General features: G+C 38.8%; 19 protein-coding genes and 1 riboswitch. Of the genes, 3 read left to right on the top strand and 16 right to left on the bottom strand.

Going from position 1 to position 19,202, the window contains the following annotated elements:
• Positions 1-63: 63 nt before the first annotated feature.
• The 13 genes from QM419_RS05335 to QM419_RS05395 form a co-directional block, all read right to left on the bottom strand.
• On the bottom strand, positions 64-279 hold the full coding sequence (locus QM419_RS05335; RefSeq protein ID WP_004251963.1) for a hypothetical protein: 216 nt from the start codon (positions 277-279) through the stop codon (positions 64-66).
• Between the two features lie 105 nt (positions 280-384).
• The gene (locus QM419_RS05340; RefSeq protein ID WP_178895385.1) at positions 385-1,281 is read right to left on the bottom strand and encodes an SPFH domain-containing protein; all 897 of its coding nucleotides are present in this window, start codon (positions 1,279-1,281) and stop codon (positions 385-387) included.
• Positions 1,282-1,363: 82 nt separating this feature from the next.
• A complete protein-coding gene (gene ilvA, locus QM419_RS05345) occupies positions 1,364-2,614 on the bottom strand; it encodes a threonine ammonia-lyase IlvA (RefSeq protein ID WP_178895386.1) in 1,251 nt (416 codons plus the stop codon).
• An 80-nt stretch (positions 2,615-2,694) separates the two neighbouring features.
• Positions 2,695-3,717, bottom strand: coding sequence for a ketol-acid reductoisomerase (gene ilvC / locus QM419_RS05350; RefSeq protein ID WP_006147961.1), 1,023 nt, complete (start codon positions 3,715-3,717; stop codon positions 2,695-2,697).
• 167 nt (positions 3,718-3,884) lie between these two features.
• Entirely contained in the window at positions 3,885-4,361 is a 477-nt protein-coding gene (gene ilvN / locus QM419_RS05355) for an acetolactate synthase small subunit (RefSeq protein ID WP_214262333.1), read from the bottom strand.
• Positions 4,354-6,054, bottom strand: a complete 1,701-nt coding sequence (locus QM419_RS05360; RefSeq protein ID WP_214262334.1) for an acetolactate synthase large subunit — start codon at positions 6,052-6,054, stop codon at positions 4,354-4,356. Before QM419_RS05360 ends, ilvN begins: the two co-directional genes overlap by 8 nt.
• Positions 6,055-6,256: 202 nt before the next feature.
• A complete protein-coding gene (gene rplA, locus QM419_RS05365) occupies positions 6,257-6,946 on the bottom strand; it encodes a 50S ribosomal protein L1 (protein WP_254733615.1) in 690 nt (229 codons plus the stop codon).
• A gap of 96 nt (positions 6,947-7,042) precedes the next feature.
• Positions 7,043-7,468, bottom strand: coding sequence for a 50S ribosomal protein L11 (gene rplK, locus QM419_RS05370; protein ID WP_001085808.1), 426 nt, complete (start codon positions 7,466-7,468; stop codon positions 7,043-7,045).
• A gap of 231 nt (positions 7,469-7,699) precedes the next feature.
• Entirely contained in the window at positions 7,700-8,185 is a 486-nt protein-coding gene (locus QM419_RS05375; protein WP_414278242.1) for a GNAT family N-acetyltransferase, read from the bottom strand.
• On the bottom strand, positions 8,160-8,579 hold the full coding sequence (locus tag QM419_RS05380; RefSeq protein ID WP_414278143.1) for a chromosome partitioning protein ParB: 420 nt from the start codon (positions 8,577-8,579) through the stop codon (positions 8,160-8,162). The genes QM419_RS05375 and QM419_RS05380 overlap by 26 nt, the downstream gene beginning before the upstream one ends.
• Positions 8,580-8,606: 27 nt before the next feature.
• Entirely contained in the window at positions 8,607-9,257 is a 651-nt protein-coding gene (locus QM419_RS05385; protein ID WP_414259522.1) for a phosphatase PAP2 family protein, read from the bottom strand.
• Positions 9,247-9,810 (bottom strand): ECF transporter S component, encoded by a 564-nt coding sequence (locus QM419_RS05390; protein ID WP_414278144.1) that lies wholly within the window; start codon positions 9,808-9,810, stop codon positions 9,247-9,249. Before QM419_RS05390 ends, QM419_RS05385 begins: the two co-directional genes overlap by 11 nt.
• 146 nt (positions 9,811-9,956) lie before the next feature.
• Positions 9,957-10,191, bottom strand: a riboswitch (FMN riboswitch).
• Positions 10,192-10,245: 54 nt separating this feature from the next.
• A complete protein-coding gene (locus QM419_RS05395) occupies positions 10,246-10,749 on the bottom strand; it encodes a tRNA (cytidine(34)-2'-O)-methyltransferase (RefSeq protein ID WP_414278145.1) in 504 nt (167 codons plus the stop codon).
• Positions 10,750-11,163: 414 nt separating this feature from the next.
• Here QM419_RS05395 and trkA point away from each other — a divergent pair, with 414 nt between their 5' ends.
• The 3 genes from trkA (at position 11,164) to QM419_RS05410 (ending at position 15,513) form a co-directional block, all read left to right on the top strand.
• Complete coding sequence (gene trkA / locus QM419_RS05400; RefSeq protein WP_414278146.1) at positions 11,164-12,513, top strand: Trk system potassium transporter TrkA; 1,350 nt, start codon at positions 11,164-11,166, stop codon at positions 12,511-12,513.
• 3 nt (positions 12,514-12,516) lie between these two features.
• Positions 12,517-13,956 carry a TrkH family potassium uptake protein gene (locus QM419_RS05405; RefSeq protein WP_414278147.1) on the top strand — a complete coding sequence of 480 codons (1,440 nt, stop codon included), beginning with the start codon at positions 12,517-12,519 and terminating at the stop codon, positions 13,954-13,956.
• 852 nt (positions 13,957-14,808) lie between these two features.
• A complete protein-coding gene (locus QM419_RS05410; protein ID WP_414278148.1) occupies positions 14,809-15,513 on the top strand; it encodes a lysostaphin resistance A-like protein in 705 nt (234 codons plus the stop codon).
• Positions 15,514-15,950: 437 nt separating this feature from the next.
• On the opposite strand, the gene QM419_RS05415 is transcribed toward QM419_RS05410, so the two are convergent.
• The 3 genes from QM419_RS05415 to QM419_RS05425 form a co-directional block, all read right to left on the bottom strand.
• The gene (locus QM419_RS05415; protein ID WP_414278149.1) at positions 15,951-17,495 is read right to left on the bottom strand and encodes a peptide chain release factor 3; all 1,545 of its coding nucleotides are present in this window, start codon (positions 17,493-17,495) and stop codon (positions 15,951-15,953) included.
• Positions 17,496-17,706: 211 nt separating this feature from the next.
• Positions 17,707-18,399, bottom strand: a complete 693-nt coding sequence (locus tag QM419_RS05420; RefSeq protein ID WP_414278150.1) for a TIGR02206 family membrane protein — start codon at positions 18,397-18,399, stop codon at positions 17,707-17,709.
• Between the two features lie 34 nt (positions 18,400-18,433).
• The gene (locus QM419_RS05425) at positions 18,434-19,108 is read right to left on the bottom strand and encodes a TIGR02206 family membrane protein (protein ID WP_414278151.1); all 675 of its coding nucleotides are present in this window, start codon (positions 19,106-19,108) and stop codon (positions 18,434-18,436) included.
• Positions 19,109-19,202 lie beyond the last annotated feature (94 nt).

Genomic DNA, 19,202 nt, shown 5'->3' on the forward strand with positions numbered 1-19,202 from the left:
AGTCTTTTTTTATTTCCAAAAATGAAAAGGCAGATTCTTTTCGAACCTGCCTATATCCAAAGACTAATCTTCAAATTTTTCATGATTTTTATTGTAGAAATCAATTAAGCCGAGGGCTGTTTCAAAGGAAATGTTTTTAACTTTTGCACGTCCTTGAGCCAAAGCAATGATAGACATCTCACGGGCATTCGTTTCCTTAGAAATACGATACCCTGTGATCTTCTTATCACGAACCCAGCTAACAACTGCTTCTACTTTTTCAAAGTTAGACTTAGCCATGTTATTCTCCTATTTTTTTCTTTACGCAACTTCATTCTATATGTTTTTATAATATTTGTCAATTAAAACACATATATTAACTAGATTATTGCGTTAAGATTGTAATTATTTAGCTTTCAAAGCTGATAATATATGGGTTCGAATATCTTCAACTCCATTAGGATTTGCTGGCAAGAATATTGTATTATTTCCTTGTTTATCTGCAAAATTATTCAATGTATCCAAATACTGATTGGTTAATAGGATTGACATAATTTGTTCTTCAGTTAATTCGACATTAGCTCCTTTTAACTCTTTAATAGAATCAGCAAGTCCATCAACAATTGCTTTCCGCTGCTCTGCGATCCCCACACCATGGAGGCGATCTTTTTCTGCCTCAGCTTCTGCCGCTGTAACGATCTTAATTTTATCTGCTTCAGCCAATTCTTGAGCTGCCACTCTCTTACGTTGGGCAGCATTAATCTCGTTCATTGATTGTTTGACTTCTGCATCCGGCTCAACTTTGGTAATGAGCGTCTTAACGATAATATACCCATACGTTGACATTTCTTCCGCTACTTGCTTTTGAACTTCTAATGCAATTTCATCTTTTTTCTCAAACAATTCATCCAAAGTTAACTTAGGAACAGATGAGCGCAATGCATCTTCAATATAAGATTTGATTTGAGCTTCAGGTCTCATCAATTTATAGTAAGCGTCTGTAACGTTTAACTCATTTACACGATACTGAGTTGCGACATTCATAGTCACAAAAACGTTATCTTGGGTTTTGGTTTCAACCACGATCTCACTTTGTAAAAGGCGTAGCTGCACACGAGCTGCAATTTTGTCAATGCCAAATGGTGCCCGTAGATGAATACCACTATTACTTAACTTTTGATACTTACCAAATCGTTCGATAATTGCAACAGATTGTTGACGAACGACATAAACAGAGCTCACTAACACAGCTCCTACAATAAGCATTAGAATCACTAGAACAAGTAAAACTTGTAAAACCATGGGAATCTCCCCCTTTCTTCACTTACATTATAGCACTCATATATAGGTTAGGCAAATGATATGATAAAAATTTTATAGGATATTAAACAAGCATATTATATAGAGTTTCATTCCCATTCAAGTTAATATAAGACGGATCAAATTTCTCCATTCGGTGAATCAAGCCCGCATAATCATGCTTGTTAGCAAGAGCAATCCCGATTAAGACAGGTCCTGTTCCCTTGCTGGCACGTTTAATATACTCAAAACGAGTGATATCATCATTTGGCCCCAAGATATCATTTACAAATTCTCGAAGAGCCCCTGGACGTTGTGGGAAGTTGACTACAAAGTAATGCTTGATACCATCGTAAATCAAGGCACGCTCTTCCATCTCTGGCATACGGTTGATATCGTTATTTCCTCCAGAGATAATGCAACAAATGGTCTTTCCTTTTATATAGTCTGACAGTACTTCCAGAGCCGCCACACTAGCAGCACCAGCAGGCTCAGCTACAATTCCTTGTTTAGAATAAAGATCAATCAAGGTCTCAGAGATTAAGCCTTCGTCCACTCCGATAAGCGTTTCAACATTTTTACGGGTTGCTTCATAGGTCAATTGTCCAACCTTCTGCACAGCGATCCCGTCTGCAAACTTATCAATTTCTTTGAGTTTAACGGGACCTCCAGCCTCAAATGCCGCCTTCATGGAACGAGCTCCGTTAGCTTCTACACCAAGAACTTCAATAGCAGGATTCGTTTCCTTTATATAAGTAGAAACTCCTGCAATGAGTCCTCCACCTCCTACAGGCACCAAGACAGTATCAAAATCAATGGATTCTTTTCGCGCTTCTTCTAAAATTTCATAGGCTACCGTACCCTGACCAGCTTGAACATAAGGATCATCAAAAGGATCAATAAAGGTACGATTTTCAGCGACTGTAAACTCTTGAGCAGCCTTGGCAGATGCATCAAAGGTATCTCCTACCAATTTGATAGTTACAAAATCTCCACCAAAAAAACGAACCTGACCAATTTTCTGTTGAGGCGTTGTAATTGGCATAAAGATTGTTGCAGGAATCTTCATCTCATTACAAGTGTAGGCAACACCTTGAGCGTGATTTCCCGCTGACGCACAGACAACTCCACGCTCACGTTCTTCCTTAGTCAATTGTGAGATGGCATAATAAGCTCCTCGAATCTTAAACGATCGAACTCGTTGAGCATTTTCTTTTTTGAGATAAATTTTAGCTCCGTATTTTTCTGATAAGTAATGATCATATTCTAGTGGTGTATTGACTACTACACCACTCAGAACCTTGTGGGCCTTCACCACATCTTTTGCACTAAGCATAATCTTCTCCTTGATTCTTTTTCAAGATAAAAAGCGGGTTAGGTACCCCCCAACTCGCCTTCTATTTTTATTCTCAAAAATTAGTTGTAGATTTTGAATGCGTCATCGTCGTTTTTACCAACAAATGGCATTGCTTTACGCAATTCTGCACCAACCTTTTCAATTTCAAGGTTAGCTGCTTGTTCACGGTAAGCAGTCAATTTTGGACGTCCAGCTTTGTAGTCGTTGACAAAGTCGTTAGCAAATGTACCATTTTGGATATCAGCAAGAACTGCTTTCATATTTTCTTTCACTTGTTCAGTAATCACACGTGGACCTGACACGTAGTCACCGTATTCAGCTGTGTTAGAAATTGATTGACGCATTTTCTTGAATCCACCCTCGTAGATCAAGTCAACGATGAGTTTCATTTCGTGAAGCACTTCAAAGTAAGCCAATTCTGGAGCATATCCAGCTTCAGTCAAGACTTCAAAACCAGCTTCAATAAGGGCAGTCAAACCACCACAAAGAACTGCTTGTTCACCAAACAAATCTTCTTCGGTTTCTTCTTTGTAAGTTGTTTCCAAAAGACCAACGCGTGCTGCACCAACACCTTTACACCAGTCCATAGCGATGTTTTTAGCATTTCCTGTTGCATCTTGGTAGACAGCGTAAAGAGCTGGAACACCAAATCCTTCTTCGTAAGTACGACGTACCAAGTGTCCTGGTCCTTTAGGAGCACACATGAAGACATCTACATCTGCAGGAACTTTGATGAATTCGAAGTGGATATTGAAACCATGCGCAAATCCAACTGCATTCCCAGCTTCCAAGTTTGGAGCAATTTCTGCTTCGTACAATTCTTGTTGGATTTCGTCTGGTGCCAAAATCATGATAACATCAGCCAATTTAGTTGCTTCTGCTACTGTATAAGTATCAAAACCATCTTCTTTTGCTTTATCAAAAGATTTACCTGGACGAACACCGATAATCACATCGTGACCTGAATCACGCAAGTTTTGAGCGTGAGCATGACCTTGTGAACCATAACCGATAACAGCGATTTTTTTACCATCAAGTGCTGCTACTTTTACATCTTTTTCGTATTCCATTTGAACTGCCATAGTTTTTCTCTCTTTTCTATATTTATTGCCTTTTAGGCTGGTTTAACAAATTTAAGTTATTTTTTACTCAATGAAAATCAAAGAGCAAATTAGGAAGCTAGGCGCAGGCTGTACTTGAGTACGGCAAGGCAAAGCTGACGTGATTTGAATTTGATTTTCGAAGAGTATTAATCGCGGGTAAAACCAGTTGCACCCGTACGAGCGATATTCTTGATACCGTATGGTCGAATAACCCGAATCAAAGCTTCACTCTTTTCTGCATTCCCAGTCATCTGAACGGTAATAGAGCTCGGAGCCACATCGACCACAGTTGCACGGAAAGGCTGGATAATAGCTAAAATTTCTGCTCGCTTCTCAGCTGGTGCTGCAACCTTTACCAAAATAACTTCGCGCTCGAGGTGCGGTTTATCTGTGATATCACGGACACGAATCACGTCGACCTGACGGTTGAGTTGTTTGATGATTTGCTCCACTTCATCGTGAGATGCAACATCAATGATAATGGTAATCCGTGACACATTAGGATTTTCTGTCGCCCCTACCGAGATACTCTCAATATTGACTTGGCGTCTAGACAAGACACCGGTAAAACGATTGAGAACTCCTGACCGGTTTTGAAGTTTGGCTGTTAACATTCTACGCATTAAACTTCACCCCCAACATCTCATGATTACTCTTACCAGCTGGTACCATCGGTAAAACATGCTCTTTACGAGAAATATCTACCTCGATAAACATTGGTACATCTTCCAAGATGACTTCCAAATCCTTTTCTAAGGTTTCAGGATTATCAAATTTATAATTTTTAATCCCGTAAGCCTGCGCCATTAATTGGAAATCAGGGAGGCTATCGAAGACCGACTCTGATGTTCGTCCTTCATAGAAGGCTTCTTGCCATTGACGAACCATCCCAAGCGAGTGGTTATTGAGCATGATGACCTTGATTGGAATCTTATAGATATTCAGGATTGCCAATTCCTGATTGGTCATTTGGAAACCACCATCACCGACAAAGAGCACGACCTCCTTATCTGGATTGGCAATTTTTGCTCCAATGGCTGCAGGAACTCCGAATCCCATGGTTCCTAGACCACCTGAAGTTACGAGTTGACGCTCGTTTTGGTATGGATAGTATTGAGCTGTCCACATTTGGTGTTGGCCGACGTCAGTTACGACAATAGCATCACCCTTAGTCAATTCGCCTATACGTTCAATAACTGCTTGTGGTTGGACAACACGCTCCTTCTTATCATAAGAACGAACACGATTCTTATCTTTGGTAACTTTTTCAATCCATTTTTCAGTATTGTTACGAACGATTGGCTCAGCTAGCAACTGCTGCAAGGCCTTTTTCGCATCTCCAACAACTGGGATATCAACAGCGATAATCTTACCAATCTCTGCTGGATCGATATCGATATGCGCTACTTTGGCATTCTTCGCAAATGTCTTAGGATTACCAGTCAAACGATCATCAAAACGACAACCAATCGAAATCATAAAATCAGCTTCTGTCATTGCGATATTAGCTGCAAAGGAACCATGCATTCCACCCATTCCCAAAAATAGTGGATGGCTAGTTGCAATTGTACCCTGTCCCAAAAGACTGGTAACAACAGGAATTTGATAGCGCTCTGCAAATTCATTTAACTCCGCAGCAGCTTCAGCATAACTAATACCACCACCAGCTAACAAAACAGGTTTTTTAGCCTTAGAGAGTTGCTTCAAGATCTTCTTGATTTGCATCTCATTAGGCTCAAGAGTTGGTTGATAACTTGGTAAATCTATTTCTGATGAATAGACAAAGTCCGTTTCAAGAGCCGAAACATCTTTTGGCAAGTCAATAACAACTGGACCTGGACGACCCGTAGTCGCAATGTGAACAGCTTCTGTAATTACACGTGGAATATCCGCTGTCTCACGAACCTGATAGTTGTACTTGGTAATCGGCATGGTAATTCCAACAATATCTGCCTCCTGGAAAGCATCCTTACCGATTCCCGCTCTTGCCACCTGACCAGTGAAGACCAAAAGGGGAACACTGTCACTCATAGCATCTGCAATACCAGTAATGGCATTGGTAGCTCCTGGTCCACTTGTGACGACTGCGACACCAAGTTTCCCTGTTGACTTAGCATAACCTTCTGCTTCATGAAGACAACCTTGTTCATGCCGACCTAGAATATGGCGAATGCCTTTAAAATTATAAATAGCATCATATAAAGGCAATACAGCCCCGCCTGGATAACCAAAAATCGTATCGATTCCTAGGTCACGGAGCGTTTCCAAAACAAGTTCTGATCCCGACTTTGGTGAATCTAAAATGATTTTCTCCATTGTTCCCCTTTCTGTTCTCTTAAAATGACTTGTTTCTATAATACCATTTTTTCAAAAATTTTCAAGACAAAAGAAGAAATTTTCTGAATTTTCTATCTAGATACTTTACAATATCAAATTGATTCGAAAAATTATACGTATTTTTAGTTTTTAATAGAAAAAGGTTGAGACATTTTGTCTCAACCTTTCGATTATTTACTGATTAAAGTGAGTTAACGTCAACCTTGATACCAACACCTTGAGTAGTTGTGATTGTCAAGCTTGTTACGTAAGTTCCTTTTGCTGTAGCTGGTTTAGATTTTTGGATTGTTTCGTTGAATGCTTTGAAGTTTTCAACTAACTTGTCAGCTTCAAATGAAACTTTACCGATGATAGCTTGTACGATACCAGCACGGTCAGCACGGTAAGTGATTTTACCACCTTTAGACTCTTCAACTGCTTTAGCAACATCCATTGTTACAGTACCAGTTTTAGGGTTTGGCATCAAGTTACGTGGTCCAAGGACACGTCCAAGACGTCCAACAAGAGCCATCATGTCAGGTGTAGCGATAACTACGTCAAAGTCCAACCAACCGTCGTTGATTTTAGCAACAAGGTCGTCTTCACCAACAAAGTCTGCACCAGCAGCTTTTGCTTCTTCAGCTTTTGCACCACGTGCAAATACAAGAACGCGAGCTGTTTTACCAGTACCGTTTGGCAATACCATTGCTCCACGGATTTGTTGATCAGCTTTTTTCACGTCGATGTTCAAGTTGTATGCAACTTCTACAGTTGCGTCAAATTTTGCAAAGTTAGTTTCTTTTGCAAGAGCTACAGCTTCTTCTACGCTGTATGCTTTTGTGCTGTCGATTTTCTCAAGAGCAGCACGAAGTTGTTTGCTTTTTTTAGCCATTTTCTATTCTCCTTGTAAGTGGTTCAATCGATTTTCATCTCCCACGTCACTTCTCGAAATGATGAAGTCTTGCGGGTTATATAGGGAAGTTATTGATTAGTCAACAACAGTGAATCCCATAGAACGAGCAGTACCTTCGATCATACGCATTGCAGACTCAATGTTTGCAGCGTTCAAATCTGGCATCTTAGTTTCTGCAATTTCTTGTACTTGTGCACGAGTAACTGTAGCAACTTTAGTTTTGTTAGGTGTACCTGATCCTTTTTCAACACCTGCAGCTTTTTTCAAAAGAACAGCAGCTGGTGGTGTTTTAGTAACGAAAGTAAATGATTTATCTTCGTATACTGAGATAACAACTGGAATGATCATACCAGCTTGATCAGCTGTACGAGCGTTGAACTCTTTTGTGAATCCCATGATGTTGATACCAGCTTGACCAAGAGCAGGTCCAACCGGTGGAGCTGGTGTAGCTTTACCAGCAGGGATTTGCAATTTTACAAGTTTTTCGACTTTTTTAGCCATTTTTAAATCCTCCTTTGTGGTTTTGGCGGTAATTTAGAGATTTTTACCTCCCACAAGTATGTTTTACACATACCCTACTATTATACACTAATCTATCTCAAATGCAAGAGAAAAATCCTATTTTTAGAGAAATTTTATTACTGAATTTGGCTATTATTTCTTTCGTGAAAGAGTTCTGAACTACAAACAAAAAACCGCTCTGTTTTGAGCGATTTTTAAAAATAATTCAGCCTAGTTAGCGTCCAGTTTTAAGAGAAAGCCAACCCCACTTTTAGTCCTTCTACTTTCCACAAATCCAAGAGACTCAAAACATCTTCTAGAGATAGGATTAAAAGTATAGATTTCTTGAACTTTCATTTCTGTCCATCCCCTTTGACGAGCTAGATCAATCAAAGCCTTCAAAACTTTGCGTCCAAGTCCTTGATGCTGATAAGTTGGATTGCCAATCACAATAGGAAGATTCTCCTGAGATAAGGTGACATCACCAATTGGAAACCACTCCCCCTTTTCTCGAAACTCAATCCAGAACAAATCCCCGTTACTTTCTAAATAGGAATACATGGTATTTAATTTTTCCAAACTATAGGGTATTCTAATACCGTCTACAAGTTCTACCAAATCCACATCTTGATACCAAGCTAAAGCTGCATCACGATGATCTGCTAAAAAATAGGGAACTAGACGTAAGGAATCATCTATCTGAATAATTTTTGTCATCATTTTCTACTCCTAATACTAGCTCCGCTGCTTGATTAAAACCATCACACCAGTTATACCATTTTGCTTCATACTCATCTTGAGGTAAGATATGATGTTTTAAATCCAGAATAGAGTATATCTTTCTTTCCTCACAAGCTTTTGCATAAAGATGATAGATTTCATCGCCACCATCTTTATCCCACTCAGCAGAAATCGTATCTTGGCCCATTAACAAAGCCTGATAAGCCCTGTGATGCCCATCTGTAATCAACAAGCAATTTCCAAATGCAAGAATACTAATTGGATCAACATTGATTAGTTTTACCGACTGATAAAGCATCTGAATATCTTGCAACTTCTTTTCTGATAAGTATAGTTGAGTCGGATGAAGATCTCTTATATTGACTTTCATTTCTTTCTCCTCAAGAGAATTTGATGCCTACTTCTGCATTCCCTTAAACCGCCATTGGAAACGGAGTTTGTCATAAAATGGAAATTCGATAAATAGAACCCCTAGGCCTACACAAAGACTAGCAAGAACATCTGACGGATAATGAACCCCCAGATAGACTCTGGATATCAATACACTGACTAAGTAAAGCCCGAGTAAGATTTGGACGATTCTTTTCCAAAGTTGATCTTTAATCCTTTGGCTGAAAATCACAATCAAAGTTCCAACCATAATCGTTACTGCCAGAGAATGTCCGCTTGGAAAAGAAAAACCTTTTTCTTCTACCAAGTGTAGAATTTCTGGCCGTGGTCTTTGGTAGATATTCTTAAAAGTTACGATTAAGATTCCAGCTAAAGTCAGATTCCCCAACATGAGATAGCTTTCCAGTTTCCATTGCTTACGGTAAAAAATAAATGCTACAATGAGAACCCAGGTGATAATAACTGGGATATCAATCAAATGCGTGATTGTTCTAAAAAGTATCGTTAAGAAGTCTGGTAAGTCACCTCGAATAGCAGTCTGGATTGGTTGATCAAATCCAATGAGCATATTAGGGTAAAACTTGACAATATAACCTAAAATCACAAAAAGCAAAAGGGCAAAAGAGCCCTTTGTTAAATATGTTTGTTTATCTTTCATAACGTTTTAAAGTTACCTTTAGGAAGACATAAATCAACCAAAATGCTAGTGCAAAGATAATACCTTCAATTAAGTTAAAAGGTAAAACCATTGTCAACAGATAGTTGCTTAGTCCTAGAATTTTCTCAATATCAAAATTAGCAAATTTAGAATATAATGGAACTGCATACACATAGTTAAGAACTAGCATAGCCAAGGTCAAACCAATTGTACCAGCTAGGGAAGCTAAAGCGAAACGAATTGGTGTTCGATCTTTTTTCCAAATCAAACCAAATGCAAGAACAAAAACTCCTAAAGCCACAATATTCATCGGCAAACCGATATAGGTGCTGACTCCTTGATTATTTAAAATCAACTTAAGCAAGGAACGAAGTAAAATTATCACAAAAGCTGCGGGTAAATCAAGCACAATCAAACCTACTAAAACTGGTAAGATACTGAACTCAACTCTTAAAAAGGACGCCGCAGGCAAGAGTGGAAAGTCAAAGTACATCAACACAAATGAAAGTGCTGATAAAATTGCAATGGTCGAAAGTCGACGTGTGTTTGTCATAACAGGTTCCTCCAATTTTCTATAAAATCAGAAGAAGTTGGAAAGTCCCACTCTATCTATCAACTCAACTATATCAAAAACAATCTATTGGTCAAAAACACCAAAAGAACTTCCTATATATTTAAGTGGAATAGATAAAATTATTCTTTCGTCTTCTCCCATCCAGACTATACTGTCGGTTGTGGAATCTCACCACATCAGCTTGCGCTCGCGGACTTCTTTTAGAGTATGGAAATGAAGATTTTTCTTTTAGACGAAACGACAAGCTGTAGGCATAACTTCTAGTTAGGCAAAGCTTGGCAACAAAGTATAAAAGGAAAAGAACATTTCCTAGTAAAAGTCACCGCCGGTCGGGAATTTCACCCAGCCCTGAAGACCCCTTAATGATAACAAAAAAAGCTTGCAAGCGCAAGCCTCAAGTATTCGTTTTCATGTTTATTTCAACTTATCCGTTTCGTAAGTATGAACCAAATCGAGACCCGCAAAGTTTTGTTGTCGGAGAGCCTCATAGACAATCATACAGACTGTATTGGATACATTTAGACTACGGACGTGTTCGTCATTCATGGGGATGCGAAGAGCTTTTTCAGGATGTTTACGCATAAATTCCTCAGGCAAGCCCTTATCTTCGCGACCAAAAAGAAAATAATGATTTCCTTCTATAGTAAAATCAGCATCTGAATAGACCTTTTCTGCAAATTTGGAAATCAAGTAGAGTTGGCCATTCATTTTGCCCATAAATTCATCTAGACTATCATAGAAATAAATATCAAGTTTGTCCCAATAGTCAAGCCCAGCTCGCTTCATTTTACGGTCGTCAATAGGAAAGCCCATAGGCTTGATAATATGAAGGGGCGCATTCGTCGCTGCACAGGTACGTGCAATATTTCCCGTATTTTGTGGAATTTGTGGTTCAAACAGTACAATATGATTAGCCATGCCTTGCTTCCTCTCACTAGTGCAAAAAAATAGCCACACTGCCCGGAGTCAAGCTCAGCAAACAGCGTGGTTAAGGCGTCGTTAACTTACCTCACAACAGGTTTGAAGTAAATCAGCGAAACTACTTTTTTAGTATATCACTTTCAGCCTGATTGTCAATAGAAATGACTTGATTTTTTCATTTTTTTTACAAACATATTTACAAAAGTTCTACAAGCTCCACTGAGCCACTTTTATCCTGGATTTAGCTTGTGTTAAAAATTTAGTCAATATGTACTCTTCCCTAATAGAATATTGATTTAACTTTGGATGTTAATCCGATTCCTCATAAGAGGAAAGTAATCGTTTGTTTAGTGCAATTTTTACAAAAAAAAGGTATGATAGATACATAATGAAAAAGTAGGTTAACTAACTATGAAGATTATTCTTGTCGGAGGGGGAAAAGTCGGTTCTGCTCTCTGTCGCTCGCTAGTTGCTGACAACCATGATGTTGTCTTAATTGAACAGAACGAAACTGTTCTAAAATACTTGACCAGCCGTTTTGATATTATGGGAATCGCAGGTAATGGAGCTGACTTTGCTATGTTAGAAGCAGCCAATGTCCAAGATTGTGATATTTTCATTGCCATGACTCAATACGACGAAGTCAACATGGTTTCGGCTGTTCTTGCTAAAAAAATGGGTGCCAAGGAGACCATTGTTCGTGTCCGTAATCCTGAGTATTCCAACCCTTACTTTAAAGAAAAAAATATTCTCGGATTTTCACTCATTGTCAATCCAGAACTTCTAGCTGCTCGTGCTATCGCCAACATTATAGATTTCCCTAATGCTCTTTCTGTTGAGCGTTTTGCAGGTGGATTAGTCAGCTTAATGGAATTCAAGGTACGAAATGACAGTAATATTTGTCTGATGTCTATTGCTGATTTCCGTAAAAAGTTTGGCAATGTAATCGTCTGTGCCATCGAACGCGATCACAAACTCATGATTCCTAGCGGAGATATGATTTTAGAGGATAAAGACCGCATCTTTGTAACAGGACATCGTGTCGATATGATGCTCTTCCACAATTATCTCAAATCTAGAGTCGTTAAGAGCTTGCTCATCATTGGAGCTGGTAAGATTGCATACTACCTACTAGGTATTTTAAAAGACAGTCGAATTGATACAAAAGTGATTGAAGTCAACCCAGAACGCGCTGCCTTTTTCAGCGAAAAATTCCCTAAACTCTATATAGTCCAAGGTGATGGAACAACTAAGGACACCCTCTTAGAAGAAAGTGCCCAAAACTACGATGCTGTTGCCACTTTGACAGGAGTCGACGAAGAAAATATCATTACCTCTATGTTCTTGGATAATGTAGGCGTTCAAAAGAATATTACTAAGGTAAACCGAACAAGCCTATTAGAAATCATTCATGCGACAGATTTCTCAAGTATTATCACGCCTAAGACAATCGCTGTTGATACCATCATGCACTTTATCCACGGTCGTGTAAATGCCCAATATTCCGACCTTCAAGCTATGCACCACCTTGCAAACGGACAGGTAGAAACTCTTCAGTTCTTAATTAAGGAAGCCAATAAAATGACTGGCAAACCTTTGTCTCAACTGAAGCTCAAAAAGGATGTCTTGATCGCTGCTATTATCCGCAATGGAAAAACAATCTTCCCAACTGGAGAAGACATACTCCAAGTCGGTGATAAGCTTGTGGTTATCACTTTGCTATCAAACATCACCAAGATTTATGATTTGTTAGAGAGGTAAGCTATGAATAGAAGTATGGTACGCTTTCTTCTTGCAAAGCTACTCTTGATTGAAGCTGTTCTACTCTTGGTACCAGTTAGTGTCGCTTTTTACTATCAAGAATCCAATCAAGTATTTACAGCTCTTTTCTCTACCATTGGAATCCTTGTTGTTCTAGGTCTTCTCGGAATCATCAAAAAGCCTAAAAAACAACGTATCTACGCAAAAGAAGGGGTCTTGATTGTTGCTCTTTGTTGGATTCTCTGGTCTTTCTTTGGCTCCCTTCCCTTTGTCTTTTCAGGTCAAATCCCCAATTTTATCGATGCCTTCTTCGAAACTAGTTCCGGCTTTACTACTACGGGAGCAACTATCTTAAATGACGTTTCTGTACTAAGTCGTTCGCTTCTATTTTGGCGGAGCTTTACCCACCTCATTGGAGGGATGGGGGTGCTAGTTTTTGCCCTAGCTATTATGGACAATGCAAAAAACAGCCACTTAGAGGTTATGAAGGCCGAGGTCCCTGGACCAGTATTTGGTAAGGTTGTGTCTAAGCTAAAACATACAGCACAAATCCTCTACATCCTGTATCTGGCAATGTTCGCCCTCTTTGTAGTTATTTATTACATTGCAGGGATGCCACTCTACGATAGCTTTGTTATCGCAATGGGAACTGCTGGTACTGGGGGATTCACTGTTTATAATGATGGTATTGCCCACTATCATAGTTCTCTCATCACTTATTTGACAAGTATTGGGGTTTTGATGTTCGGTGTCAATTTCAACCTCTACTACTATCTCATGCTTCGTCGAGTTAAGGAATTCTTTTTCGATGAGGAACTTCGAGCTTATCTCTTAATCGTGGCTATATCTACTGGCTTAATCACACTCAACACACTGCACCTTTATAGTGGTGTTTCACAAAGCTTTGAGATGGCCTTCTTCCAAGTTTCTAATATCATTACCACTACTGGTTTTGGTTATGGTGACATCACGAACTGGCCTTTGTTTTCTCAATACATCTTACTGATGTTAATGGCAATTGGTGGTTCTGCTGGTTCTACTGCTGGTGGTCTCAAAGTGATGCGTGGAGTTATTCTAGCTAAAATTGCTAAAAATCAATTTTTGTCTACCATATCCCCTCACCGTGTTTTAACTCTCCATGTTAACCAAACGGTAATTGATAAGGACACCCAACACAAGATTCTCAAGTACTTTGTAGTTTACATTATGATTCTACTCAGTTTAATCTTCATTATCACTTTAGATGCTAACAATTTAATGATTGTTACGAGTGCCGTTTTCAGTTGCTTTAACAATATCGGTCCAATTTTAGGAACGACTTCAAGTTTCTCAATTTTTAGTCCATTTTCAAAACTCCTCCTATCCTTTGCAATGATTGCAGGACGTCTAGAAATTTATCCAATCATATTACTCTTTATGAAACGAACCTGGTCTAAACGTTAGAATTTTATGATCAAATAGCACATCCTTCAAAAATCGAGGGATGTGTTTTTTTGCTGGCTCAGATTAAAAAAAGACAGTTGAGAGACAAAAACCAACACTTGGGAAAAAGTAGTTTTTTTGTGAAGCCTTTTCGTTATAATGTTAAAAAAACGTAGGGGTTTATTTATGAAAAAAATTAGAAAATCAATCCAGCTTCTCTTATTAATTTCCTTGGTCTACTTAGGGTTCTGTAGTTGCTTATTTTGGACCGATATCACTTTAACTCTCAAGCAATCCTACTTTTACTTTTTATTCCTTCTACTGATATTATCTAGTATTTGTACATTTATCCACTATATTTCAGTTCATAATCATGTGAGTAGTCATTTGCGCAATACTAGCCGCTCTTTCTTTTTATTGTATAGTAGTATGGTTATCATTAACCTTACCGGAGTAAGTCTTATCTTATTTGAAAACATAAGCACTGACACTCTACTACAAAAGGAAATCGTTGACTTGTTACTCATCTCTTTCTTTTTCCTTTTCGGACTTGATATTGCTACCTTTCTGCCGTTAAACAAATGGAGAAAATTACCAACTCATAAAAAGACAGGCAGGCTAACAACCCTTATCTTTCTTAGTTTATTTTTTCTGCACAATCCTTTAACAATACTTTCTGTCGGCTTTTATATCCTCTTGGGAGCTAGCCTTCTCAATTTTTTATTTCCTAAAACCTTAAGACAAGATTTATCCTTCTATAGTCATTTAATTCGAAACATCTTACTTATTTTATCTACACTTCTGTTCTGGTAATTAATAGAATTCCTATCCAAAGTGTGCTATAATGAGATAAATTTTTTAGGAGATATATGAATGAATTTTTTTAAAGATTATCGTAAACGATTGATTTGGCTAGGAATCTTTCTTGTCGCTATGTGCCTATCGCAAGTTCCTATCGTAACTTTAATGTTACTTCAAAAAACTCAACTTGGATCTATCTGGTCATCTCTAATAGTGGGGCTTGTATCTACTGCTATTGTTACACTCTTTTTATATGGTGCTCACAAAAGTAAGTTATTAAACCTAAAATCGAAACTCTTTACTATTAATGACGCCCCTCGAATCGCTCTTAGTTATGTAGCCGTTGTCGCTGGAAATATGATTGGTGCGATTTGGTTGCAACTTCTGAAGCAAACAACTACTTCGAATCAAGAGGTTATCAATAGCATCATGTCAGAAAGCTCTCTAATTTCCAGCATTTTCGTGGTTGCAATAGTGGCACCTATTTGTGAGGAAGTTATCTGTCGAGGTATCATCCCAACTAAACTCTTCGAAGGATACGAGAAAATTGGATATATTTTCGGTTGGTTTCTCTTCACTATAGCCCATATACCAAATAATCTTCCTTCTTTCTTGATCTATGGCTGGATGTCTGCTGTCCTAACTTGGACTGCTTATCGCACCAAACGACTAGAGATGTCTATCTTCCTCCATTTAGTAATTAATGGAGTCAGCATTCTATTGCTTATCCTCCTTACATTCCTTATCAAGGTTGTTGGTATAGATGCTTTTCAATAAATAGAAGTTCCACTACTAATAAAAAGACTAGAAATCTATTTAATTTCTAGTCTTTTTTGTCTATTTAAGAACGAAACACGAATTAGGTGCGAGAAGTTACAATACGGAGATAGTGACAGTAAGCTAATCCACTCCTAAATGTTACGATGGCAAAACCCACGAATCAATACTATTCGTGGGTTTTGCCTAGTGAATCGTTTAGGTAAACTGCCATAGTGGTTGCCGTTTATTAGATTACGACACTGAGTTTTATAAATCGATTCCATTTGTAAAACTCAGTTAGTGAGGCAGTTAGGCCACTTTTTTACCCATCACGACGTAAAGTTTTACGAATCGATAATATTCGTAAAACTTTACTAGTGGAGCGCCTAGCCAAGTTCCATAGAAACTTGGCGTTAGTCACTTAGATTGTCACACAATCAAGTAACTTTGGCGATCTACATTTTTTCTTCCAACTCCACATCTGGATACTTGTCCGCAAACCAACGGAGGGCAAAGTCATTTTCGAAAAGAAATACTGGTTGATCAAAACGGTCTTTGGCCAGGATGTTTCGACTTGAAGACATACGTTCATCTAAATCTTCTGGTTTAATCCAACGAACTGTCTTTTTACCCATTGGAGTCATGACAACTTCAGCGTTATACTCGCCTTCCATACGGTGTTTAAAGACTTCGAACTGGAGTTGTCCAACAGCACCTAGCATATACTCACCTGTTTGGTAATTCTTATAAAGCTGGATGGCTCCTTCTTGTACCAACTGTTCCATTCCCTTGTGGAAGGATTTTTGTTTCATAACGTTCTTAGGTGAAACCTTCATGAAAATCTCAGGCGTGAAGGTTGGTAGTGGTTCAAACTCAAACTTGTTCTTTCCAACAGTTAGCGTATCTCCAACCTGGTAGGTCCCTGTATCATAAACTCCGATGATATCTCCAGCTACGGCATTGGTCACATTTTCACGACTTTCGGCCATAAATTGGGTGACATTAGAAAGTTTAGCTCCCTTACCAGTACGAGGCAGATTGATACTCATACCACGCTCAAATTCGCCCGATACAATTCGGACAAAGGCGATACGGTCACGGTGACGAGGATCCATGTTGGCTTGGATTTTAAAGACAAAACCTGAGAAGTCCTTGTCATACGGATCGACAATTTCGCCGTCGGTTTTCTTGTGTCCATGAGGTTCTGGAGCAAACTTGAGGAAGGTTTCAAGGAAGGTCTGCACCCCAAAGTTAGTGAGGGCTGAGCCAAAGAAGACTGGTGTCAAGTCTCCAGCAAGAATGGCTTCCTCTGAGAATTCATTCCCTGCTTCATTCAGGAGTTCGATATCTTCTTTTACTTGTTCGTAGAAGGGGTTGCTAGCAAAGAGCTTATCGCCATCTTCTAGACTGGCAAAGCGTTCGTCCCCTTTATAAAGTTCCAAACGTTGGTTATAAAGGTCATAAAGTCCTTCAAAGGCTTTCCCCATCCCGATCGGCCAGTTCATCGGGTAACTCGCAATTCCCAAGACTTCTTCCAATTCTTGCAAGAGATCTAGTGGTTCACGACCGTCACGGTCCAGCTTGTTCATAAAGGTAAAGACGGGAATCCCGCGGTGTTTTACAACCTCAAACAATTTCTTAGTTTGAGCCTCAATACCCTTGGCAGAGTCAACTACCATGACCGCAGCATCCACCGCCATCAAGGTACGATAGGTATCTTCTGAGAAGTCCTCGTGCCCTGGTGTGTCAAGGATATTCACGCGCTTACCATCGTAGTCAAACTGCATAACAGATGAAGTGACTGAAATCCCACGTTGTTTCTCGATATCCATCCAGTCTGACTTGGCAAAGTTTCCTGTTTTCTTCCCTTTTACAGTACCTGCCTCACGGATCTCTCCCCCAAAGTAGAGCAATTGCTCTGTAATAGTCGTTTTACCAGCATCCGGGTGAGAGATGATGGCAAAGGTCCGGCGTTTCTTAATTTCTTCTTGAATGTTCATAAGTTCTCTTTCTTTGATTATAGGATAATAGTGAATGTTTGTATGTATTTCTTATTTCTACATTGGACTCTAACATTCCTTTCAACACTCCATTATATCGGATTTTATAGAGTTTTTCAATCGCTTATAAAAGAAAAAGCAGGCCAAAATGGTAGACCCGCTCATAAGATTCTTTTATTGACTATTTATATTTATCACCCTTAATATCTCTTTACAAATTAATTGTTTCTAGAGCCATTTTCTTTTCCCAACGTTTCTTAAACAAGATATCAAAGAGAACTAAAGCCGAAGAAAGAATGATTGAAACTAGAAGATACTTTATCCATATAGGAGCATCTGGGATAAAAGGCGTAGTATTCAAAAGCCCATAATTTCCACCTGTCACTTGATTGACTCCAACTAGAAAAAGATTAAGAACAAAAGTATAAGCGATGATTCGATACTTTTTCAGCAAGGTCTTATCGTAGTGATTCATGAGATAGACCAGGGAATTGACCAAGAGAGCATAATGACCAATGAGAAAAGAAAAACTGGTAATATGCGGGAAGTCATAGGGGTCAAAAACAGGGTAGCCCAAGGCAAATACTGCTCCACTGGCTCCCATAAGGGCAAAATACTGCTTGGTTTTCCATTTATCTGGTAAGAAAACAACCGCAAACATGGCCAAACGACAATGGTAAAGAGGTAGGCTGTTCGAAAATGGAATGCTAAAACCTATATACCAAGTGTAAAGAGCTAGCAGTTGCGCAATTTGAATCCACTTAAACAATCGAACAAATTTGGGATTTTTGTAGTAAGTAAGGGACCCATATATAGATAGTGCAAGAAGGCCTATCATGACTCCATACCAAAAAATGGGAATAGGAGGTGGTGTGGTTTGGGTTCTTGTAATAAAATGATGCATAAAATCTCCTTAAGGTAACGAATTCAGTTGTACATTAACTATTCTTATGTTTATATTTAACGAGTTGATTGATAAGGATGAGAATACCTGTCATCAAACTAGTTACTATCAAATAATTAACCAAAGCACCATGATCCCCAATCACAGGTGGCTTACTCATAAAGCCATAATTTCCTCCTGTCAAGAGGTTGGCTAGAAAAATAATGGCATTGATCCCAAAAGTCATCTGGCATATTTTCCAAGTATCCCCTTTTTCAACTTTATAATATCTAACAAGATAAATCAAGCAGTTAGCCAAGAGGGCCCAGTGTCCGAAAACATTGTTCACAGACGAAACATGAGGGAAAGGAAAAGGATAAAAGACTGGATAAACTAAAGCCATGATAGAACCAAAAACTCCCACTAAGGCAAAATATTGCTTGAAAAAGGTCTTATCCGGAGCAAATAGAATAATCCACATAGCCATGCGACTATGGTAAAAAGGGAGAGCTTCAGATAGGGGCAGACGTGCAGCAATATACCAAGCGTTGATGATGAGCAACTGAATCAATTGTCCCCAATACCAAAATTCTCGGTAACGTTTAGAGCTTGCATAGCGCATCGATAAAACAGCTATGATTACCAAAGAAGTAGGTAATAAAAAGTAAAATGCTCCTAAATGAGGAGGGACTGTCTTTTTACTGGTAAAAAGTAACTCCCAAAGCGTCATGTGTCATCCTTAACGTCTTCTAGTTGGGTTAATGATACATCCTTTTTACCAACTAAAAACGACTGTTATTCTTTCTTCTAATTTCAACCATTAT

It is taken from the genome of Streptococcus infantis (genome assembly GCF_047464715.1).
In the GTDB taxonomy this organism is placed as follows: domain Bacteria; phylum Bacillota; class Bacilli; order Lactobacillales; family Streptococcaceae; genus Streptococcus; species Streptococcus infantis_S.

What these genes read in the sequence shown, in the direction of transcription:
- ilvN (WP_214262333.1), bottom strand. Translation starts at nt 4,361, where the DNA reads ATGCGTAGAATGTTAACAGCCAAACTTCAAAACCGGTCAGGAGTTCTC.
- QM419_RS05410 (WP_414278148.1), top strand. Translation starts at nt 14,809, where the DNA reads ATGAATTTTTTTAAAGATTATCGTAAACGATTGATTTGGCTAGGAATC.
- QM419_RS05385 (WP_414259522.1), bottom strand. Translation starts at nt 9,257, where the DNA reads ATGAAAGATAAACAAACATATTTAACAAAGGGCTCTTTTGCCCTTTTG.
- QM419_RS05340 (WP_178895385.1), bottom strand. Translation starts at nt 1,281, where the DNA reads ATGGTTTTACAAGTTTTACTTGTTCTAGTGATTCTAATGCTTATTGTA.
- rplK (WP_001085808.1), bottom strand. Translation starts at nt 7,468, where the DNA reads ATGGCTAAAAAAGTCGAAAAACTTGTAAAATTGCAAATCCCTGCTGGT.
- ilvC (WP_006147961.1), bottom strand. Translation starts at nt 3,717, where the DNA reads ATGGCAGTTCAAATGGAATACGAAAAAGATGTAAAAGTAGCAGCACTT.
- QM419_RS05395 (WP_414278145.1), bottom strand. Translation starts at nt 10,749, where the DNA reads ATGGCTAATCATATTGTACTGTTTGAACCACAAATTCCACAAAATACG.
- rplA (WP_254733615.1), bottom strand. Translation starts at nt 6,946, where the DNA reads ATGGCTAAAAAAAGCAAACAACTTCGTGCTGCTCTTGAGAAAATCGAC.
- QM419_RS05375 (WP_414278242.1), bottom strand. Translation starts at nt 8,185, where the DNA reads ATGACAAAAATTATTCAGATAGATGATTCCTTACGTCTAGTTCCCTAT.
- QM419_RS05420 (WP_414278150.1), bottom strand. Translation starts at nt 18,399, where the DNA reads ATGCATCATTTTATTACAAGAACCCAAACCACACCACCTCCTATTCCC.
- QM419_RS05405 (WP_414278147.1), top strand. Translation starts at nt 12,517, where the DNA reads ATGAATAGAAGTATGGTACGCTTTCTTCTTGCAAAGCTACTCTTGATT.
- QM419_RS05390 (WP_414278144.1), bottom strand. Translation starts at nt 9,810, where the DNA reads ATGACAAACACACGTCGACTTTCGACCATTGCAATTTTATCAGCACTT.
- QM419_RS05415 (WP_414278149.1), bottom strand. Translation starts at nt 17,495, where the DNA reads ATGAACATTCAAGAAGAAATTAAGAAACGCCGGACCTTTGCCATCATC.
- ilvA (WP_178895386.1), bottom strand. Translation starts at nt 2,614, where the DNA reads ATGCTTAGTGCAAAAGATGTGGTGAAGGCCCACAAGGTTCTGAGTGGT.
- QM419_RS05425 (WP_414278151.1), bottom strand. Translation starts at nt 19,108, where the DNA reads ATGACGCTTTGGGAGTTACTTTTTACCAGTAAAAAGACAGTCCCTCCT.
- trkA (WP_414278146.1), top strand. Translation starts at nt 11,164, where the DNA reads ATGAAGATTATTCTTGTCGGAGGGGGAAAAGTCGGTTCTGCTCTCTGT.
- QM419_RS05335 (WP_004251963.1), bottom strand. Translation starts at nt 279, where the DNA reads ATGGCTAAGTCTAACTTTGAAAAAGTAGAAGCAGTTGTTAGCTGGGTT.
- QM419_RS05380 (WP_414278143.1), bottom strand. Translation starts at nt 8,579, where the DNA reads ATGAAAGTCAATATAAGAGATCTTCATCCGACTCAACTATACTTATCA.
- QM419_RS05360 (WP_214262334.1), bottom strand. Translation starts at nt 6,054, where the DNA reads ATGGAGAAAATCATTTTAGATTCACCAAAGTCGGGATCAGAACTTGTT.